The following is a 17937-nucleotide window of genomic DNA, read 5'->3' as shown; positions in this document are numbered from 1 at the left end:
CACGATAAAAGATATCAGCGCCATTTGAATTCCATTTAGGCCTAACGATTATTGGTAACTTTCTCTAATTGAATGGAATTTATCCATAAACTCATCACTGGCTAAATCATCGGTCGTCACAGGTAATCCACGGGCGACAAACACACCGAGACGTTGCTCTAGTTCAGTGCCCGCTCGCAATTCACCAGTATAAAAGGCCGCTGCACGAATAAAGTCAAGATAGGTGACATGATCGGGTAGATAAGGTAAATCAGCCCAACGCTCAACCACTTCCATCACTTCGGTAGAGAAATCCCAACTTTTCAAAACAGCACGACCCAAAGGCCCTTGCATTTTACGTACGAGCGCGCGTAATTGATCAATGCTAGTGAATAAATGGGGATGCGCCTCCGCTTCTGTTAATACAGGTAAGGCGCCAATGTTATGCACGAGTCCAGCTAAGGTTAAGGTATCAAAATTTAACCGACTGGTTGAATGACGCTTATTGTACATCTGCAGCATGGCACAAGACGCAGCGGTTACATCGATTGAGGTACGCCACACTTCGTCCATGACTTCCCACACCATTTCATTGGTGGAAATGAACAATTGCTCCATCGCCACCGAAGTGGCAATGCTTTTAATCTGAATTAAACCAATACGAGAAACCGCACTGTTGATACTTTCAGCGGGTACGCCTCGGCTATATAGCGCGCTGTTGGCGACCTTAATAATACGCGCAGAAATCGCAGCATCTTGGCCGATCACTTCTGCCACTTGTTTAAGGCTCGCATCGGAGCGTCCAACCACTTCTTGCACCCGCATCGCCACTTCAGGCAAGGTCGGTAGTACTAAGGCATCGTCTTTTAGTTTTTTTAATAAACTGACTAACAGTAGATGTTCGGTAGACATCTTAACTCCCATCAATCTGTAAACATCAACATTGGATTGTTGGAGTATATCAGTTGGCTGTCATTAGATGCGTAGAAAAAACAGCAGACGTTAATAATTTGTATGATTGCGTTATCAATTTTGCCTTACTTATCTGTCTTGATCATCGACCTCAATCATCACTCAAGTTGAAATATTCCGCTCCAGTCGATCTAAGCCAAACTCACTATATTCGTAAAATGTGAAGTACTGCTAAAGTTAGCTAAGGCAATTTGCATACCCCTACTTTCATTGTGTAAAATGCCGCCCCCGCGCACCGCGTCATTTATTAACCCATTTGAGAGTGATTATGTTTAAACCTGAGCTACTGTCTCCAGCTGGAACCTTAAAGAACATGCGCTACGCCTTTGCCTATGGCGCAGATGCAGTGTATGCCGGTCAGCCAAGATATAGTCTAAGGGTACGTAACAATGACTTTAAAATGGAAAACCTTGCCACTGGGATTGAAGAAGCCCATGCACTCGGTAAAAAGCTGTATGTGGTGAGCAATATCGCCCCCCACAATGCCAAGCTAAAAACCTATATCAAGGACATGGAACCCGTAGTGGCGATGAAGCCTGACGCACTGATCATGTCCGATCCGGGTTTAATCATGATGGTGCGTGAAGCGTTTCCTGATCAAGTGGTGCATTTATCCGTGCAAGCGAATGCCATCAACTGGGCCTCGGTAAAGTTTTGGCAAACCCAAGGCATCAAACGCGTGATCCTGTCACGCGAATTGTCTTTAGATGAAATCGAAGAAATTCGTCAGCGCTGCCCCGATATCGAGCTTGAAGTGTTTGTGCACGGCGCCCTGTGTATGGCGTATTCAGGCCGTTGTTTACTCTCGGGTTATATCAACAAACGCGATCCTAACCAAGGTACCTGCACTAATGCTTGTCGCTGGAAATACGATGTACACGAAGCGCAGCAAAATGACAGCGGTGACATCATTGCCATGCCAAATGCGGTGCAAATTGAAACGCCAACGACCTTAGGCGCAGGCGCTCCCACAGATCAAATTTACCTACTACAGGAAGCCAATCGCCCCGGCGAATACATGCCCGCCTTCGAAGATGAGCACGGCACTTATATCATGAACTCTAAAGACTTACGGGCCATTCAGCACGTTGAGCGCCTGACTAAAATGGGCATAGACTCGCTCAAAATTGAAGGCCGCACTAAGTCCTTCTATTACGTTGCCCGTACCGCACAACTTTATCGCCGCGCGATTGAAGATGCTTCATCGGGTAAAGATTTCGACCGCAGTCTAATGAATCAATTAGAAGGCCTAGCCCACCGTGGTTATACCGAAGGCTTTTTACGTCGCCATGTGCATGATGAATACCAAAATTATGACTATGGCTACTCAGTTAGTGACACCCAACAATTTGTAGGTGAACTGACGGGCAAACGTAATCTTGCAGGATTGGCCGAAATTGAAGTAAAAAACAAGTTCTCCGTTGGCGACAGTGTTGAACTGATGACGCCGCAGGGCAATATCAGTTTGACGATTGAACAACTCGAAAATCGCAAAGCTGAAGCGGTTGAAGCCGGTTTAGGTTCGGGGCACACTGTGTATCTACCCGTGCCGAAAGAAGTCGATTTGAGCCACGGTATTTTGCTGCGTAACCTGCCCCAAAGTCAGGATACGCGCAACCCACATGAACTAGGTTAAGGTCATGGCATTACTGATCGACGATAGCTGCATCAACTGCGACATGTGTGAGCCTGAGTGTCCTAATCAGGCCATCACTATGGGCGAAGAGATCTATGAAATCGATCCCGACCGCTGCACCGAATGCGTGGGGCATTACGACAAACCGACTTGCGTGTCTGTCTGCCCCATTGATTGCATCGACCCAGATCCAAACCGTGTCGAATCTAACGACGAATTGTTAGTGAAATTTGCCGTGTTAACGCAAAAAGCTTAATCACGTCACCTGACCGAGTGGCTATAATGCCTCTCGGTCAAATCTGCTCTAATACCTGCCATAACCTGCGCAAAACAATCCGCATAAAAAATCACAATAAAGATGCATTTAACGGTATGGAAAACCTTTAAATCGCTTAAATCCAAGCCTTTATTTCAGTATTAGTCAAAACACTACTTTAGACTGACTTCTTTTCAGCGGTGAATGTCAAAAAAGTAGCAGACGGAATTTATCGCTGCTTCACAGTTTGTGATTCGGACAAAATGTCGCTTGATAAATCACCGCTTTTACAAACTCGGTTGTTTTAATAGACTAATAGTTATTATTTTGACGCTTATTTGTACACCTCACTCTTTAGCTAAGTAAAAAGTCACTTGCGGTCAAATTGTAAATCAAGTGTTACATTTTAACCTTGTAAATTAGATATACCTTAAGCATCGGACTGGGCAGGTTGAAAATACCTTCTACATTGAATTATGTCTCGAAGTCCGTGGAGACATAAAAAGAAAATGGAGTTCAACATGCATAAGAAACATTTAATTGCAGTCGCGGTCGCAACTGGACTTGCTTACTTCCCTGTTAACGCTAATGAATACCAAGCGAGTATGGTAAGTGTCCCGCAATCTAAAGCCATCAAAGATACTTACATTGTTGTATTCAATACCCCAAGCGTTCTTAATCTAAGTAATAACAACACCATAGCTGAATTCGCGACGAAACAAGCCGAGAGTTTAGTCAACCAATATGATGTCACTGTGATGAAAAACTTTGGCAATGTGCTCAATGGTGTACTCATCAAGGCCAGCACCCAACAGATTAAAGCACTGCGTAAAGATCCAAATGTGAAATACATAGAACAAGATCAAATCATGTCAGTAACGCCTATGGTTGAAGCCAATGCCAATCAACCGAGTCCGACCTGGGGCTTAGACAGAATCGATCAACGAAACTTGCCATTGGATAGTAACTATCACACGGATTTCGACGGCTCTGGTGTAACCGCCTTTGTGATCGATACTGGTGTGCTTAATACTCACAATGAGTTTGGTGGTCGCGCCAGCAGTGGCTATGATTTTGTCGATAATGATTACGATGCAACTGACTGTAACGGCCATGGTACCCATGTGGCAGGAACCGTTGGCGGCGCTACCTACGGTGTGGCTAAAAACGTCAATCTTGTGGGCGTCAGAGTACTCAACTGTTCAGGTTCAGGTAGTAACTCTGGCGTGATTGCAGGGATAAACTGGGTGAAAAACAATGCTTCCGGCCCGGCCGTCGCAAACATGAGTTTAGGAGGAGGAGCCTCCCAAGCAACTGATGATGCAGTCAATGCCGCAGTTGCCGCAGGGGTCACTTTCGTAGTGGCGGCGGGTAACGACAACAGCAGCGCTTGTAATTACTCACCCGCACGGGCGGTAAATGCCATCACGGTTGGTTCAACCACCAGTAACGATTCCCGCTCGAGTTTTTCTAACTTCGGGACTTGCCTTGATATCTATGCGCCTGGTTCGAGCATTACGTCCGCTTGGTATAACTCGAATTCAGCGACTAATACCATAAGTGGTACCTCAATGGCTGCCCCACATGTGGCAGGCGTTGCCGCATTATACTTAGATGAAAATCCAAATCTCTCTCCCGCACAGGTGACAAACTTACTTACGACGCGCGCCACGTCAAATAAAGTTACAGACGCTAAAACAGGTTCACCCAATAAATTACTCTTTTCACTCGCAGGCGATGATGGTGGCTGTGGCAATAATTGCCCCGTCGATGAAACACCGCTGCAAAATAATGTGGGTGTCGCAATCAGTGGTGCCACAGGTTCTGCGACGTATTACTACATCGATGTCCCAGTCAATGCGGCAAGTTTAGGGATCAATCTAGCGGGTGGTTCTGGTGATGCGGATATTTATGTCAGCCAAGGGCAAAAACCGACGACAACAAGCTACCAATGCCGCCCCTATCAAAATGGCAACAACGAGAGCTGTAACTTCACCACACCTATGGCGGGTCGGTGGTATGTGATGGTGCAAGGCTATAATAATTACGCCAATGCCCAACTGACAGCCAGCTATAACCTGAATGGCGGCGGAAGCTGCACCGATGCAAACTGCTTAACCAATGGCGTACCTGTCACGAATTTAAGCGGGGCAACGGCAACAGAGAAACTGTATAAGATAGTGGTTCCAGCCAATAGCCAACTCAACATTGCCACCAGTGGCGGAACTGGAGATGTAGACCTGTATGTTAAAGCAGGCACTACCCCAACGACCACCAGCTATGATTGCCGTCCCTATAAAAACGGGAACAATGAAAGCTGTTCGATTACCGTGACTCAAGCGGGAACTTACCATGTGATGTTACGCGCTTATTCGAGCTACTCGGGACTACAACTGAGTGCAAGCTACTAACTCATTGACCAAACCATACAGTAAAGTTTAAATAAAAATAAGCCCACTAAGATAACAACTTAGCGGGCTTCTTTATGGAATTAGCAGTGTGTAGTCTCACTACATAACGTTAAAAGCTTGGGGATTTGGCGAGAATAATTGTCGGTTTCGCTTCAATTTGCAGACGCTCAATCACAGCGGCAAGCTTTTCAACACTAAGACGAATTGGGGCTGGCATACTGGCAAATTCGATACTTAACAGCAGGTTTTTCACTTCGAGCCCTAATTCAGTATCACCTTGAATACTCAGCTTACGCTGGAAGAATAGCGTGTCGGGATCTTCCTTCGCCGCCGCCACTAACACTAGCTCGGCAGAGTTGGCACTAAAGGTCACCTGCGCATCGGTGAGCTCTCTGACTTGCCATTTTCCATTAAAACTGACTTCGAAGGCTAAGTTTATATCTTCCACTCGAATCGCGACCCATTTATCCGTCAAAAATCCAAGCTCATCGTCAGCAGCTTGCTCGGCAAGTAAGAGTTCAAGCAATTGGCTGATGGCTTTTGCTTTGAGGCTAAACGGCATCTTAGCAAGTGGAAAGCCGATGGCTTTTGGGGTGAACTCTAAAAGTTGCTGAGCAAATTTTGCGAAAAAAACAGCGGACATGGTGGGAACCCTACAAGAATAAAACATGATATATCCCAGTTTATCGGGATTTTATGATCTTAAACCTGTTTTAAATCAATTCATCGCCATTCAATCTTACCTACACTCAGCGGCTATCATTTTATCGGGAGCATCACTATGGAGCTGTTGTGTCCAGCAGGAAATCTGGCCTCGCTAAAGTTGGCATTACATGCCGGAGCCGACGCTGTGTATCTAGGGTTAAAAGACGACACCAATGCGCGCTCGTTTGCAGGATTAAACTTCACCCCCGCAAAATTGCAAGAAGCCACTGAGCTGACGCAAAAGCACGGCAAAAAAATCTTTTTGACCTTAAATACTTTTCCAAAGCCCGGTGAAGAGCATCGTTGGTATCAGGCTATCGATTTAACGGCAAAACTGGGTATGGATGCATTAATTGTCGCCGATCTTTCTTTACTCGATTATGCCCATAGGCACTATCCAAACCTGCCACTGCATTTATCGGTGCAGGCCAGTGCAACCAATCTGGGGGCGCTGAGCTTTTATAAAGAAGCCTTTAACATCACCCGAGTAGTATTGCCACGGGTGTTATCCATGAAACAAGTACGGGATCTTGCTAAAGTCAGCCCAGTGGATTTGGAAGTATTCGCCTTTGGTAGTCTGTGCATTATGGCCGAAGGGCGTTGCCAGCTGTCATCCTATGTAACGGGCCAATCGCCCAACACCGGTGGATCTTGTTCACCAGCAAAACACGTACGCTGGCAAGAAGAAGGACAGAACAGATTAACCCGGCTCAACGATGTGTTAATTGATAAATCGGCCCTCGACGAACAAATGGGTTATCCCGTGGTATGCAAAGGCCGTTACATCACAGCAGATCAAGATTCACCGCAATATTTACTCGAATCACCAACCAGTTTGAATACCTTAAGCTTACTTCCAGAGCTAGCCAAAGCTGGCATAGTGTCGCTGAAAATCGAAGGACGTCAACGCAGCCCCGCCTATGTTGAACAAGTCACTCGAGTATGGCGTCAAGCCATAGACACCTATCTAAATAATCCAGCGCTGTACTCACAAAGCCAAAATCAACCCCATTGGGAACAAGCCCTAGCGAAAGTATCCGAGGGTCAGATCACTACGCTTGGCGCCTACGAGCGCGATTGGCAATAAAAGGTAAATAGAGAGCAAGATTGACAAAGGACACCTTATGAAGATTTCCCTAGGACCACTGTTGTATTGCTGGCAGAAACAGCAAGTCGCTGACTTTTACCAGCAAGTCGCCGCCAGTCAAATTCCCTTAGTATATTTAGGTGAGGCGGTTTGTAGCCGCAGACGCGAACTCAAGTGGGGCGATTATCTAGAGCTGGCGCAAATGCTCAAGCAGGCGGGTAAAGAAGTCGTGCTTTCGACGCTGGCCTTAATCGAAGCGCCATCTGAATATACTGAGCTCAAACGCCAGGTCGATAACGGTGAATTTATCGTCGAAGCAAACGATATGGCGGCAGTGTATCTTGCCAAAGAGCGTAAGTTACCCTTTGTCTGCGGCGCGAGTATCAATAACTACAATCGTGCTAGTTTAGACATCTTGCAGCGGTTTGGAATGCAAAGATTTGTCATGCCAGTGGAGCTATCTAAGGCTTGGTTACAACAAGTAATTCAAGAACAGCCATCATTTGAGGTGGAAGTGCTCGGCCACGGCTATTTACCACTCGCCCATTCGGCGCGCTGCTTTACCGCTAGACACAAACAGCTCACGAAAGATCATTGCGAAACGGTATGCCGTGAATACAGTAAAGGACTACTCGCACAAACCCAAGAGCAGCAGCCTTTACTCAGGCTCAATGGAATTCAAACCCAATCCGCTAGCTGTTTAGATTTACGCAGTGAAATAGCGGCAATGACACAGATGGGGGTCGATGTGTTTCGAGTATCACCCAGTAGTCTTGACTGCATCACTAAAGCCAATACTTTGGTCGATACGATTCAAGCGACTAAAAATACTCAGGATTTCTCAATGAATAGCAACCTTGATATAACCCAGTGCAACGGTTATTGGTTTGGTGAAGCGGGCCTTGCTGTGCATGTGAATCCATAGCCTAGAGCTGAAGTTAAGCCTAAATTTAAAGATAACTCAGCCAATGATTTTGGGATCTTGGCTGAAGCTTAACTGGCTAAAAAGCAGCACACTTGTCCAACACAATAAACTTCCCAGTCCAATCCATTCTAGTAGGGCTGGCCACCACAAAGTAGGACGCGGCAGTTGCAATACCATCTCCTGATAAAACGGTCTATCGCCTTCGGTCAAACCTAAATTGAGCTGTGGCGCATACAGAAACGTCAACATGCTACATAAGACTATTAACGCCAACAACCCAGTCCAACGGCCAAAGTTAGACTTGCCGAAACAGACCAAGGCTAAATAGAAGATCGCACTCAAACTCCCCAGATAGAAAAACCATTTCAGCCCAAGAACATGCAAGTGATACACGTTCACCGGAAATAATCCCACGCTCGCTAAAGCCAGAAAAGTGAGAGCCAAACTGATAAAGAAAGGGTATCCCCAGCAAGAAGTCACCTGCTGCAAAGAAGACAAACAATAGAAAACGATGCTTAAACTGCCAAAAAACAACCCACCGTTGAGAATGACAGCGAAAGACGAATGACCATAAGTCCCTAATTCACTTAGGGTGTGATTCAAAAAATTGAAGCGATGGAATTCAGAATCATCGAACCCCAAAACAGTAATAACAATGCCAATTAAAAGCCCAAAGATCCCCAAAAAACCAAACTTAATGGCCAGTGTTGAGCCGCCTTTAATCGTAACCTTCTGTACTTTTGCGATCATGAATACTAGAGCTGGATGGGAGTAATACTAACTTACATGGAAATGAGAAGATTTAAAGCGGCGGGTATCCGCTTTATGAATAATATTTTTACTTTCATCGTTATTTGCGACTTTTTAGTCAATCACAAAAGCATCAAGATAATGGAGAAGGTCACTTTTAGAGATAGGTCGATTTAAAGGCTTATCGCATAAAAATGTGTCCTAGTGCCCAAGACTCCTTAACATTACCGCGATATGCACAACAGGTTCTCGTCAACGCTATATAGCCAGAGTTATCTCTATTGCACTTTCAAATCGAACAGAAAACCAGCCAACATGGCAGTAGCGCTAAAGTTGCTGATGTTTTTTTGTGCAGAAATAACATCTAGATAGTTTCACACACATCAGTAAACAAGTAATTAACCAGTCGTTAACCAACCTAAGGTAATTGATGGTAAGACCATGTTTAATAATGCTTTTACAGTAATACAAGCCAATATAGCCACTCTTAATTTATCGACAACTGAAGTAAAATAACTATGCTGTTTTGCTGCTTATATCAAACTAACTAGCGAATCGTTTTACATAGAGAAGCTAAGCGAGTAATCTTCCCCATTCTCGTTTTTGAGTTGAATTTAAATGCACCTTAATTAGCGTCGACAGCTTGTTACGTGCGGCTATTTATTCAAATTTACCATGTACGACTCGTACTTTAAGGTGTACAACATTGGCTACTGAAAATAAAAACCGAAACATTAAGACGATACTCACCTTTATCGTCCCTTCGCTGATTGGTCTGTTGTTATTTATGACCCCTATCAGCTACAACGATGCGATCACAATTCCTATCGCTATCATATCTAAAGCACTGCAAGGCGCATTGAGCGGTGTGCTAACCCTCATAGTGACTATTATTGTTGTGACTACGGCGCTGGCCTCTTTGCTGTCAAAAGTGTTTAAGCCCACATTCGTTACACAAAATCACTTCCTTAATGGTTTATTGAATGTCAGCCCTATGTGGTTGACGACGCGGATCTTAGGTGCAGTGTTTATCGTACTGACTTACTTAGGTTTAGGTCCAGAGATCATCAACTCCTCGAGCACTGGCGCATTAGTCTTAAACGACTTATTACCTGTGTTGTTCTCGGTATTTATCTTTGCGGGTATGTTACTGCCGCTGCTGCTGAACTTCGGCCTACTCGAGCTCTTTGGCACACTCTTAACGAAAGTCATGCGTCCCGTGTTCAATCTACCGGGTCGTAGTGCTATCGATTGTATGGCCTCATGGTTAGGTGATGGCAGTGTCGGCATTTTGCTGACCAGCAAACAATACGAAGCCCGTTTTTATACCCAGAGAGAAGCCGCAGTTATTGGTACAACCTTCTCGGCGGTATCGATTACCTTCAGCTTAGTGGTGATCTCTCAAGTTAAGTTAGAGCATATGTTTGTGCCCTTTTATTTGACTGTGTGCCTCGCGGGTTTTGCCGCCGCTGTGATTGTACCTAAGTTGCCACCATTATCGTGGAAGAAAGACAACTACATAGATGACACACCACGCATGCCAGATGATGAGCTGATCCCAGCAGGACATGGCGCCTTATCTTGGGGCTTTGATAAAGCCTTAGAAAAAGCCGCCAGTGCTGGTGGCATAAAAGCGGTCTTAAATGAAGGTATTAAAAACGTTGTCGATATGGTGTTTGGTATTATCCCTGTGGTAATGGCCATTGGTACGCTGGCACTGATTATTGCCGAGCACACGCCCATATTTAACTATCTGGGGATGCCGTTTATTCCATTACTCGAATTACTGCATATTCCAGAAGCCACTGAAGCCTCTAAAACAATCGTGGTCGGTTTTGCGGATATGTTTATTCCGTCAATCCTTGCCAGCTCAATTGAATCAGATATGACCCGCTTTGTAATTGCAGCCTTATCTGTGACTCAGTTGATCTATATGAGTGAAGTCGGTGCACTGCTTATCGGCAGTAAAATTCCCGTCAACTTCGTTGAGCTTTTCGTGGTGTTTATTCTACGCACTTTAGTGACACTGCCTGTTATCGCAGGTGTAGCCCATTTATTGTTCTAACATTACGCTAGTTTGGGCCTAACGTAGGTTTTAATGTAAGTCCAACAAACGTTCTAAAAAAGGGGAGTCAGATTAACTGACTCCCCTTTTTGCACTAACTCATACACGAACTGGCTGTTTTGATTATATAGCGTGACTTAATCGTACAATCTCCACTCGACACCACACAACTCACTTTTGGACAGAAGGTGTAGGCAAATTGTACTGGGTGACCTGCTATTTCAGTCACAGGGATCTAAGTGTTGGCTGGTATTCAATCATATAGGCTTGCCATGGCATTCACTCTCCGACACGCAGCTAGTCCGTCCGTGGATGCTCGACCGCCCCATCCATGGGGCGGACGGTCGTCTCGCCAATCACCATTGCTCACCTTTTGGGCACTAGTGTAACCAGTCTGTATGAAGGAGATACCCAGCACGCTTTTGGACAAAAGCGTGATAGACCCTTTGCTCTAACTCGTAAGTTTCGGATTAAAATTTCTATGGGTTAACGCCACAAACACCAGCACCAAAAAATTTACTGTTTTTCATGTAATTTTTTGGTGTCTGCGTGCTTTGCCTTTTTAAGTGATTGTTTATAGACCAAGGCTGAAAGCCTCCAAAGCCTTTTATTTATCCATTTTAACTTTACAAATGGATAAATGAGACTAGCTAAACTACACAAGCCAAATACTAGCGACAACGTAGTATCATTCTGAAAATAAGAATCTATTAGCTTAAAAATTAGGAATATTGGCAATAATATATAAAGTAATAATTGGGCTAGCCGATATTGTCTCCGTGCAACAGCCTTAATAGGCTTGTTTGTAGCGATTTTTTTATCATGCTCATACAGCCTCAATTTTTCAACAGCCGCCTCACCTCTCCGTGACGACTCTTCAAGCACAGACTTTTCTCTAAGCGTTTTTTCTATGAATTTTGATCCAATGAAATCAATAGAGTCATCAAAATCATTTTCGGTAAAATCATCCGGATTTGAAGGTTTACCTCTTAACTCAGCTATAAGAAGCGCTGCTTGCTCGTCGGTTAACCTCCCCTCCCTATGCTCGATTTTTAACTTTCTAAAATTATCCGAAACTGCATTATTAAGCTGTGATGAGAATACAATCTTCGCTTTTGTTACTATGTCAAATGATACTGGCAGACTGACATCACCAGAGAAACCTTTGTTTAGCTTGAACCACAATCTCTCAGTCATAAACTCAATATTTGTAGCAAAAGGTATACCGCCATTTGATCTCACAAGATCTGAAAACGCAACTGTTTGTGTCAGCCCATTTTCGGTCATAAAAATTGCCGCAACCTTATCTATTCCAGTATTGCTAACGCCTTTTCTCAAGCAATTTATCTTTGTAAATCTTTTGAGTATATCGGCATATTTACTGGCTTCAGTATGATGATTGAATCTTTCTTTTAAAGCATCTATAGTAGTTTGACTTTCGACGTTATAGTCCACTTCTTTGTAATAATTGTTATTATCATCAAGGAGTATCCTGCATTTTTTTAGGCTATCGAAAAATATAGTTTTTCTAGATATAATTTCACTCTTGCTATTAGCACCATTAATAATAAATAGCATTGCAGTTTTTGATGGATCAACTTGATTTTTATTTTCGAGAATTTTTTCTGCAGCATAGAAAAAATCAATTACATCTCTTTCAGTTTCAGAGAAGTATCTTAAAAGTATTCTTCCACCATTCTTCTGATTTACCTCTTTTACCAATGAGAAAAAGTCATCAAATACTCTTTTATGCAAAATACCATTGTACCCAATAGCACTAAACAGATGTTCTGTATCAAGGAATATTGTAAGATTGCCACTCCAATTACCAAGAGTAGATAGATCAGAGGTATACCGTATTCCAGTATACAGAACCAACCCCTCTTCGATCCGATTTAGCTTTTCTTTAAAGAGAACATTGTCCTGATTTGCAATAAGAAAGTGGCTTATGTATTCAGCATATTCTTTTGTATAGTTTTCATACAGCAAAAAGTCATTAAATGCTGACCTTAACTTACTTTCATCTACAAGAATAGTAGATCGGCCTTTTACATGTCGAACTAATTCCTTCAGTATTTCGTCGTACTCTCCCTTGGTAGATTCATACTCACTTTGAATACTGCTTGAATGTTCAAAATTATTTGTAACGGAGTAAACACCATGATTTACCGTGAGCTCACCAGATTTTACCAACCGACTTCTTAAACAGGTATTTACTATTGCATCAGGGAGCTGAAAGCCAAAGTCTTTATATAGATTAGCAGTGCATTCCGTAACATTAAATGACCATGTTGAATTCAGGATCACAGTGGATCGGATAAACTCAGAAACTACATCATATATGTCTTTATTATTATCATAAAGGGCTCTAAATAGCGCTGCTGATGTAAGTACCTTAGGGTCTCTCATTAGAATTCGATTTCCTTGTTTATTAAATTATCAATTGTGGTTATAGCTTGTACGCTGACCATTTAACGTTTTAGTATTTGTGCGATGCGCTGTTTGCATGGCACAAGCCACTTGTTTGATTTGGCCGATGCCGAGTCCAGGTTAATTGGTACGCTTTATGCTATGGGAATTTGCTTTTTTTGATGCTGGCTAGGGGCTGCAGAGCTGTTTTGAACTGGTAATATGGCTTGGTTTGTATGTGTTTCATTGAAATTCCTTTGTCATTGTGGTGTTCCATCACATTTTTTAAAGTCTAACGGACTCAATGAGGTAAATACTATCGGTTGAACCGGCACTTGGCTCCGCGTAGCGGCTTAGTTCAACATTTGTATAGTGCGCTCGTAGTCAGGAATGATTAAACCGTCGGTTTGATCCTAGCAGAGCATTACGCCTGAAAACGGTCACGTTTTATGTGACTGCAGTTCATCATCCAGCTGTACATCTGTTGTCTTACTTTCTGGTTTTAACATCTTAGTGGCTGAGGTATTTGTAGCTTTAATTGCGCTTTTGAAAGTCTTTAAAGTCTTATTAGAGTCATTCAATTCGTTGTTAAGCACCTCTATTACGTCAGCCCTTAAATCATTGAAACTACATAGGTAATCAATTGGTATTATATTTTCTTTTGGGTTGTAGTGATACTCTATTCCTTCGCGCAATTTTTCAATAAGCTGAAAATATAGCTTTTCTAATCGAGCACTATTCGAGTCTGAGCTTATTACATAAAATTTATCCGTTGCTAGAACTAATTTTTTAGTAATTTCAAGCATTTCCCTTCTGACGTGCAGTGTGTATTCATCATTGTCTTCTTGTGATTTTATAAGCACTTTCTCTACTACATACATGCGTAAGTTGGCTATTTCACTTGTAATCTCAAGAATTACATCTCTTTTTTTATCCAATAGGTGTGTTCTTTTGCTACTCGAAGTTGCAACTAAAGCAGCAATAAATGCTGATAACACAATCGCTACTGGTGCTAGGTATGAAGTGAGAATGGCAGCACCAGAACTCTCTGTCTCGATGATTATCTGACAAACATCTAAGGTTTCTTTTACGCTCAATTGATTGTTCCTTTGTTATGCTAGCCACGTGATTTCAAGCCGCGAATGATATCTGAACGCCAATCCTTCTCATAGTTAAATTAACCGTGCCATATATGGACGTCTACCCCGTCATATGATCAGGCAGCCAGCTTGGCTTTTGTGATAAGAAAAAAGGTTTTTTTGAGCATAAACGTTATCTCAACCACTGCAGGGCATAGCCACTTTAACATTACTAAAATTTAATCCATCATGGGTGCCTATGCTTGTCTAGATTCATTCATCTAACTCGTTTTGGGGCATAGGCTTTTTAGCTAAACGAACAGCGAAAGGGTCAGTGAGGATTGGCATTGTTGCAACAGTGACCGTTGGCGGCATGGATGCCGCCGTCGAGCCTATAGGGATACTTCTTATGAAATAAAAAGACGGCGAGTCACTGGGGAAACAATGACAATTCATGCTGCAAACTGACAACAAAGTTATCTTGCTTTGGGGCAGAAGTAAGTTAAACCAACCTATCGGATCTAATTGTATCCAGATGTGAATCTTGCAGGTTCAGTCCAGGCTAATTCACCTTTTGTCATCTGCATGTCATCTAAACTTCATCATTCGGTCAAAGCCCCCCACTAAGCTCATATTCGTTAACAGCCTAATGGGGTGAATACGAGATGACAGGATTTAATTTCAGGAAACTTGAGAGGTCTACGCGGGAAGAGATAAATGACCCCAGCCTTTCTCCTCCCATCTTTAATCGCTCAACACAAACGCCAACATTAGCACCAACATCCTCAAATCAATTCAATTGTGCCGCGATTACCCCATCCGCATTAACTTCAGCCCATACAGCAAGCATCACAGTTAACGCCCTCTGGTTGTCAGATATCCATTTAGGCTGTAAGGATTGCAAGGCTGACTACCTGCTCAGCTTGCTTGAAACCGTGCGTTGTCAGCACTTGTATCTGGTCGGTGACATAGTCGATTTATGGGCGTTGAAACGTAAGCTGCACTGGCCCGATAGCCACAATAAGGTACTGCAGAAATTCATTGAACTGGCACAAAACGGCACCCAAGTGATTTATCTGCCGGGCAACCACGACGAACTGATTAAACCCTACGCCGAGCTAAGCCTGTGGAATATTAAAATTGCCCGCCAACATATTCACCACGGAATTGGCGGCCATAAACTCTTGATGCTCCACGGGGATCAGTTTGATGCCGATGTGTGTGTCGGCCGTTTCTACGCCATATTGGGCGACCATTTATATGACCTATTATTGTTCCTCAATCGCAATCTCCATAGCTTGCGGGAACGCTTAGGTTACCCCTATTGGTCACTGGCAAGTTATATCAAGTCCAAAGTGGGCAAGGCTCAAGCCGCTATTGGACATTACCGTCAAGCAGTACTCAACTATGCCCAGCACTTTGATGTTGACGGTGTGATCTGCGGTCATATCCATCAGCCCGAACTCTCGACTCACCCCAGAGCCGCCCAATATTACTCACCACTCAGTCCCCCAGAAAAGAGGCAGATCATCTACGCCAACGACGGTGACTGGGTCGAAAACTGCAGTTTAATCACAGAAACCTTAAGCGGCGAATTACAACTTTGCCGCTGGAACGAGCAAACGCTCAAGCTCGATATTCTCAACAGTATAGCGCTGGTACAACAGCCGCCTGAGACGCACAAAGACAAGCAACAAAAAACGGCAGCGCAGCAAATGCCAGACATAAACACCGGCGAAACTCGCCCAAGGGATGTTGCCTAACACTATGAATCAATTACATAATGCTATGGAATACAATGAAAAAATGCTAAACAGCAACCTTAGCCACAAAAAGCATGCTGTGCCGTTTAAGGCGAATAACATGATTTTTACCGTTGATAATGTGGTTGAACAAAATCTGCCAGCGATCAATGACAAACCTTGGCTCGCTAAACCTGCCAAGGCCATGCTGCGTTACCTGCTCAATGAAAAACAGTGCAACGATATCGCCAGTCAATATACCTATTTACAGGGCGTAGACTTTGTCGAACAAATGCTGACGAGTTTTGACTTTAGTTTTACCGTGCCCGCCAACGAGATAGAAAATATTCCCTGTGAAGGCCGAGTGGTCATATTCGCGAACCATCCTATAGGTTCACTCGATGCATTAGCGCTCATCAAACTCATCAGTGAAGTTCGCCCTGATATTAAAGTCGTCGCGAATGAACTCTTGATGGCGCTGGAACCGCTGCACTCAATCCTACTGCCGGTACGCAATATGACTGGTGGCACACCGAAACAACATTTAGAAAAAATCCACCAGCACCTGCGTAACGAAGGCGCAGTGCTGATTTTTCCGTCGGGCGAAGTCTCGCGTCTGCGCCCTAACGGCGTGCGTGATACCCAATGGCATTCAGGCTTTTTAAAGATGGCGATTTCCTGCAATGCGCCCCTACTGCCAATATTTTTAGATGCCAAAAACTCTGCCACTTTCTACGGCGCATCTATGATTTACAAGCCACTTGCGACACTGCTGCTAGTGAAGGAAATGTTCAAGCAGGCTAAACGTAATATGCCGATCCGCATTGGCGAGCTCATTCCCAATGAAGCCGTACGCTCAATGGACTTTCCACTCAAGACAAAGATAAAACTGCTTAAAAATCACTTGTATCGTATCGGCAAAGATAAAGATCCACTGTTTATCACCCAGAGCGCTATCGCCCACCCCGAATCGCGCCGTGAACTGCAAGCGGCACTGCAACAATGTGAACTTCTAGGGGAAACGCAAGATAACAAGTTGATTTATCTCTACCAACACCACGACAGTAATCCCATCATGCGGGAAATTGGCCGCCTGAGGGAAATCGCCTTTCGCGCCGTAGGCGAAGGTTCGGGCAAGCGCCGCGATATCGATAAATACGATTCCTACTACCAACACTTAGTGTTGTGGGATAAAGAGCAGTTTGAAATTATCGGCGCCTATCGTTTTGCCAGTGGTGAGCAAGTCTTAGCAAAATATGGCGACAACGCACTCTACAGCCAATCCCTATTCCAATACGCCGACAGCTTTATGCCCTTTGTGAAGCAAGGGTTAGAACTCGGTCGCAGCTTTGTGCAGCCTAAATATTGGGGTAAACGCAGTTTAGATTATCTGTGGTTTGGCATTGGGGCTTATCTCGCCAAGCATCCTGAATATCGTTATCTATTTGGCCCTGTGTCCATCAGTAATCAACTGCCTGGAAGTGCTAGGGAAATGCTAGTGCACTTTTATGCGCGGGAATTTGCACCTGCGCAGCAGATGGCAGTTTCCATGTCACCCTTTGGCTTATCTAAATCCCAAAAAGCTAAGTTAGATGACTTGTATTTCTCCGAGGATTATCAGAGTAACTTTAAGCAACTCAAACAAGTGCTCGCGAGTATGGGAGCGGCCGTACCTACGCTCTACAAACAATATGGTGAACTGTGTAAAACCGATGGGGTTAAGTTTCTCGCCTTTGGTATCGACGCCGACTTTGGCGATTGTATCGATGGCTTAGTACTGGTGGACACCCACAAACTGAAAGGTAAAAAGTATCAACGCTACATAGGCGCACACTTGCCCGAATCGGAGCGGATGCCAATAACAGCGGATGATGAGCCAGAGGTCCAAGATCTTTGAGTTAAAACTTTGTAATGGGTGTTG

Annotated in this window: 13 protein-coding genes; 8 read left to right on the top strand and 5 right to left on the bottom strand. The window is 43.9% G+C overall.

The genetic code is table 11. The features are described from left to right. Positions 1-48: 48 nt before the first annotated feature. Positions 49-891 (bottom strand): HDOD domain-containing protein, encoded by an 843-nt coding sequence (locus L5M28_RS13760; RefSeq protein ID WP_131523262.1) that lies wholly within the window; start codon positions 889-891, stop codon positions 49-51. Positions 892-1219: 328 nt separating this feature from the next. Between L5M28_RS13760 and yegQ the strand changes: the two genes are divergently transcribed. The 3 genes from yegQ (at position 1220) to L5M28_RS13745 (ending at position 5254) form a co-directional block, all read left to right on the top strand. After that, the gene (yegQ, locus tag L5M28_RS13755) at positions 1220-2587 is read left to right on the top strand and encodes a tRNA 5-hydroxyuridine modification protein YegQ (protein ID WP_263203625.1); all 1368 of its coding nucleotides are present in this window, start codon (positions 1220-1222) and stop codon (positions 2585-2587) included. 4 nt (positions 2588-2591) lie between these two features. Then, positions 2592-2843, top strand: coding sequence for a YfhL family 4Fe-4S dicluster ferredoxin (locus tag L5M28_RS13750; protein ID WP_006082676.1), 252 nt, complete (start codon positions 2592-2594; stop codon positions 2841-2843). A gap of 521 nt (positions 2844-3364) precedes the next feature. Further along, the gene (locus L5M28_RS13745) at positions 3365-5254 is read left to right on the top strand and encodes a S8 family peptidase (RefSeq protein WP_263203624.1); all 1890 of its coding nucleotides are present in this window, start codon (positions 3365-3367) and stop codon (positions 5252-5254) included. A gap of 109 nt (positions 5255-5363) precedes the next feature. Here the strand turns inward: L5M28_RS13745 and L5M28_RS13740 are convergent, their stop codons facing one another. Beyond that, the gene (locus L5M28_RS13740) at positions 5364-5897 is read right to left on the bottom strand and encodes an SCP2 domain-containing protein (protein WP_219234640.1); all 534 of its coding nucleotides are present in this window, start codon (positions 5895-5897) and stop codon (positions 5364-5366) included. A gap of 138 nt (positions 5898-6035) precedes the next feature. On the opposite strand from L5M28_RS13740, the gene L5M28_RS13735 reads away from it, so the two are divergent. Both L5M28_RS13735 and L5M28_RS13730 read left to right on the top strand, forming a co-directional pair. Next, the gene (locus L5M28_RS13735) at positions 6036-7046 is read left to right on the top strand and encodes a peptidase U32 family protein (RefSeq protein WP_263203623.1); all 1011 of its coding nucleotides are present in this window, start codon (positions 6036-6038) and stop codon (positions 7044-7046) included. A 37-nt stretch (positions 7047-7083) separates the two neighbouring features. Beyond that, on the top strand, positions 7084-7971 hold the full coding sequence (locus L5M28_RS13730; protein ID WP_173243404.1) for a U32 family peptidase: 888 nt from the start codon (positions 7084-7086) through the stop codon (positions 7969-7971). A 36-nt stretch (positions 7972-8007) separates the two neighbouring features. Here L5M28_RS13730 and L5M28_RS13725 read toward each other — a convergent pair whose 3' ends face one another. Further along, positions 8008-8721: a hypothetical protein gene (locus tag L5M28_RS13725; protein WP_263203622.1), complete on the bottom strand. Its 714-nt coding sequence runs from the start codon at positions 8719-8721 to the stop codon at positions 8008-8010. A 706-nt stretch (positions 8722-9427) separates the two neighbouring features. Between L5M28_RS13725 and L5M28_RS13720 the strand changes: the two genes are divergently transcribed. Beyond that, complete coding sequence (locus L5M28_RS13720) at positions 9428-10786, top strand: YjiH family protein (protein WP_173243401.1); 1359 nt, start codon at positions 9428-9430, stop codon at positions 10784-10786. 516 nt (positions 10787-11302) lie between these two features. Here the strand turns inward: L5M28_RS13720 and L5M28_RS13715 are convergent. Together L5M28_RS13715 and L5M28_RS13710 are read right to left on the bottom strand one after the other, a co-directional pair. Beyond that, positions 11303-13195 carry a hypothetical protein gene (locus L5M28_RS13715; protein ID WP_263180340.1) on the bottom strand — a complete coding sequence of 631 codons (1893 nt, stop codon included), beginning with the start codon at positions 13193-13195 and terminating at the stop codon, positions 11303-11305. Between the two features lie 440 nt (positions 13196-13635). Then, a complete protein-coding gene (locus L5M28_RS13710) occupies positions 13636-14292 on the bottom strand; it encodes a hypothetical protein (protein ID WP_263180342.1) in 657 nt (218 codons plus the stop codon). A gap of 647 nt (positions 14293-14939) precedes the next feature. On the opposite strand from L5M28_RS13710, the gene L5M28_RS13705 reads away from it, so the two are divergent. Together L5M28_RS13705 and L5M28_RS13700 are read left to right on the top strand one after the other, a co-directional pair. Then, positions 14940-16037, top strand: coding sequence for a UDP-2,3-diacylglucosamine diphosphatase (locus L5M28_RS13705; protein WP_263203621.1), 1098 nt, complete (start codon positions 14940-14942; stop codon positions 16035-16037). Then, complete coding sequence (locus L5M28_RS13700; protein ID WP_263203620.1) at positions 16027-17913, top strand: lysophospholipid acyltransferase family protein; 1887 nt, start codon at positions 16027-16029, stop codon at positions 17911-17913. Before L5M28_RS13705 ends, L5M28_RS13700 begins: the two co-directional genes overlap by 11 nt. Positions 17914-17937 lie beyond the last annotated feature (24 nt).

It is taken from the genome of Shewanella sp. SW32, assembly GCF_025653365.1.
GTDB classification, from domain to species: domain Bacteria; phylum Pseudomonadota; class Gammaproteobacteria; order Enterobacterales; family Shewanellaceae; genus Shewanella; species Shewanella oncorhynchi.
The sequence above is the reverse complement of the archived record's forward strand: the minus strand, read 5'-3'. Positions and strand labels throughout refer to the sequence as shown.

Excerpts from the sequence above, each read along its gene's own strand:
- L5M28_RS13760 (WP_131523262.1), bottom strand. The coding sequence starts at position 891 with ATGTCTACCGAACATCTACTGTTAGTCAGTTTATTAAAAAAACTAAAA.
- yegQ (WP_263203625.1), top strand. The coding sequence starts at position 1,220 with ATGTTTAAACCTGAGCTACTGTCTCCAGCTGGAACCTTAAAGAACATG.
- L5M28_RS13750 (WP_006082676.1), top strand. The coding sequence starts at position 2,592 with ATGGCATTACTGATCGACGATAGCTGCATCAACTGCGACATGTGTGAG.
- L5M28_RS13745 (WP_263203624.1), top strand. The coding sequence starts at position 3,365 with ATGCATAAGAAACATTTAATTGCAGTCGCGGTCGCAACTGGACTTGCT.
- L5M28_RS13740 (WP_219234640.1), bottom strand. The coding sequence starts at position 5,897 with ATGTCCGCTGTTTTTTTCGCAAAATTTGCTCAGCAACTTTTAGAGTTC.
- L5M28_RS13735 (WP_263203623.1), top strand. The coding sequence starts at position 6,036 with ATGGAGCTGTTGTGTCCAGCAGGAAATCTGGCCTCGCTAAAGTTGGCA.
- L5M28_RS13730 (WP_173243404.1), top strand. The coding sequence starts at position 7,084 with ATGAAGATTTCCCTAGGACCACTGTTGTATTGCTGGCAGAAACAGCAA.
- L5M28_RS13725 (WP_263203622.1), bottom strand. The coding sequence starts at position 8,721 with ATGATCGCAAAAGTACAGAAGGTTACGATTAAAGGCGGCTCAACACTG.
- L5M28_RS13715 (WP_263180340.1), bottom strand. The coding sequence starts at position 13,195 with ATGAGAGACCCTAAGGTACTTACATCAGCAGCGCTATTTAGAGCCCTT.
- L5M28_RS13705 (WP_263203621.1), top strand. The coding sequence starts at position 14,940 with ATGACAGGATTTAATTTCAGGAAACTTGAGAGGTCTACGCGGGAAGAG.
- L5M28_RS13700 (WP_263203620.1), top strand. The coding sequence starts at position 16,027 with ATGTTGCCTAACACTATGAATCAATTACATAATGCTATGGAATACAAT.